The sequence below is a fragment of the Shewanella sp. HN-41 genome (assembly GCF_000217915.1).
Classification (GTDB): Bacteria; Pseudomonadota; Gammaproteobacteria; order Enterobacterales; family Shewanellaceae; genus Shewanella.
Genome location: NZ_AFOZ01000045.1, coordinates 1 through 1,455, shown reverse-complemented (window position 1 = coordinate 1,455; position 1,455 = coordinate 1). Strand labels below are relative to the sequence as shown.

The following is a 1,455-nucleotide window of genomic DNA, read 5'->3' as shown; positions in this document are numbered from 1 at the left end:
TAGCATTGTGGTCCCACCTGATCCCATCCCGAACTCAGAAGTGAAACGCAATCGCGCCGATGGTAGTGTGGGGTCTCCCCATGTGAGAGTAGGTCATCGCCAAGCGCCTAATTATATCTGAAAAGATAGATTTTCACTTTTTGAGAAAAGTGAAATTAAAAAAAGAATAGTCATCACTGATGATAAAGAATTGCTGATATGGCTCAGTCGGTAGAGCGCATCCTTGGTAAGGATGAGGTCCCCAGTTCGATTCTGGGTATCAGCACCATTACAATCTAGTGTATTTTCCTAGAGACAAAATTTGCTTGGTGACAATAGCATTGTGGTCCCACCTGATCCCATCCCGAACTCAGAAGTGAAACGCAATCGCGCCGATGGTAGTGTGGGGTTTCCCCATGTGAGAGTAGGTCATCGCCAAGCATCCAAATAAACACCAAAGCCCTAGCATAAACCGCTAGGGCTTTTGTGTTTATCCGCTGCGCGAAAATTTACCTCAATGTCGGTCAATAAATGCTTCTCCAATATTGACACTTCAACCATTCATGGCGGTCGCCCGCCGCTAAGCTTGGTCAAAAATAGCATCCTGCATTTTTGACATTCGGCACATCCCTATGCCTCGCCCAGCTGCACAAGAAATTGCTCCGCGTGACTCATTATCAAAATGCTGTGCATTTTAGGCTATGATGATTCGCCCCCATGTATCCCTCTGGAGATAAAAGAAAGTCAATCATCGCCAAGCGCCTAATGAGCTCTGAAAAGAGATGTATTGAAGCCAGCTGAATAAGCTGGCTTTTTTGCCTCTACCATTCAGAACTTTATAAAATCCTGCTTTAAATCCCTACTTATCCAATCCACATTGAAGTTTGATCACCACAGCCTAATCTTTTGAGCACATCCTTATCACGCGTTTTATACCGTTGATGCTGATAGAGCCATTCCTGCATGGCTACAATTCCCATAATAGCTTCTACCTTTCCTATCCTGTTCCATCGATGATTACAACGGAGTGAAGCTCAGGCTTAGTGCGCTGAGAAACCAACGCTAGATGTTGGCAGGGCTTTTGTTTTATCGATTGTCAAACAGAGTTATAGCCAATAAATAGGGGGAGTTGTCGTTTTACTCAATAGAGAATGATGAGTTTTTACCAAAGTGCAGTTTGTCGTCTAGAACAGCTAGAATTCCTTGCTCTGACCTAAGCATTGACGTCGATTAGCTGTTAGCAATCGGAGTGCATTTACGACATTCTGGTATGAATAATTCTGCTGAAATCATAAATTAGATCGAAGATATTTTGCTGTTAGATGCAGTTAGTGTGGATAAGTCTGGGGGTAACAAGTGGGTATGATGTGTCTAGTTTAGATAATCAGAATTAAATACAAAAATCCTTTAAAAAGCCCTTGCACAAAACGTTTCGATCCCTATAATGCGCATCCACTGACACGGCAGACGGCGAAA

At 43.2% G+C, this 1,455-nt stretch carries 1 tRNA gene and 2 rRNA genes; all 3 read left to right on the top strand.

Annotation, left to right across the window (positions count from 1 at the left end):
- Window positions 1-105 (top strand): 5S ribosomal RNA (gene rrf / locus SOHN41_RS18145); the annotation flags it as partial.
- Window positions 106-192: 87 nt separating this feature from the next.
- Window positions 193-268: transfer RNA gene (locus SOHN41_RS18140), tRNA-Thr, on the top strand.
- A 36-nt stretch (window positions 269-304) separates the two neighbouring features.
- A 5S ribosomal RNA gene (rrf, locus tag SOHN41_RS18135) occupies window positions 305-420 on the top strand.
- Window positions 421-1,455: the final 1,035 nt, after the last annotated feature.